Annotated in this window: 1 protein-coding gene; it reads right to left on the bottom strand. The window is 48.7% G+C overall.

From position 1 onward, the window contains the following. Positions 1–637 (bottom strand): DmsE family decaheme c-type cytochrome (locus tag R7Q09_RS26450; protein ID WP_318143979.1); only part of this gene is annotated, 637 nt, incomplete at both ends.

The following is a 637-nucleotide window of genomic DNA, read 5'->3' as shown; positions in this document are numbered from 1 at the left end:
CGTTTGCATGTGGCACACGGTGACATTCCTGACATAGCATTGGCAGTCGTTTATTGAGCAGGGCTTTGTTCACTGAACCATGAGGTGTGTGGCAGGATGTGCAATCTTCAGTTACTGGCTCATGCTCCCATAAAAATGGGCCGCGTTTTTCCGCATGACACTCGTAACAAGCGTTATTGACGGTTGACCAGTTCAAGCTCGCTTCATTTAATGTCTGATGTGGATTGTGGCAGCTAGAACAAGTCATGACGCCGTCGATAATAGGGTGACGACTGCGTTTGTGGATATCTGATTTGGTGCGGGAGTGACAATCGGTGCATTTGTCTGCTTGCATTTCGGCAACCATCATCGGATCGTCTTTTTGATGCAGTTGGTGACAGCTTGCACAAGACAGCCCTTCAAAAGCGTGCTCGCTACTATGCCAAGTCGAGCGTTTCGCATCTTGGTGACAAGATAAACATACGCTGTTTTGCTTTTCGGCCGGAACAGGGGAGTTTGGTCCAAAAGTGATCATTGGCTCACGAACTTGTCCTTTTCGTGGATTGCGCTCGTGATTGTTCGCTGGGCCATGGCATGCTTCACACTGTTTATCATTCATTGGCCCATGCAGGTTTGCGGACTTGCCATGAATGTTGTC

This window comes from Vibrio sp. 2130-1 (genome assembly GCF_033339515.1).
The sequence above is the reverse complement of the archived record's forward strand: the minus strand, read 5'-3'. Positions and strand labels throughout refer to the sequence as shown.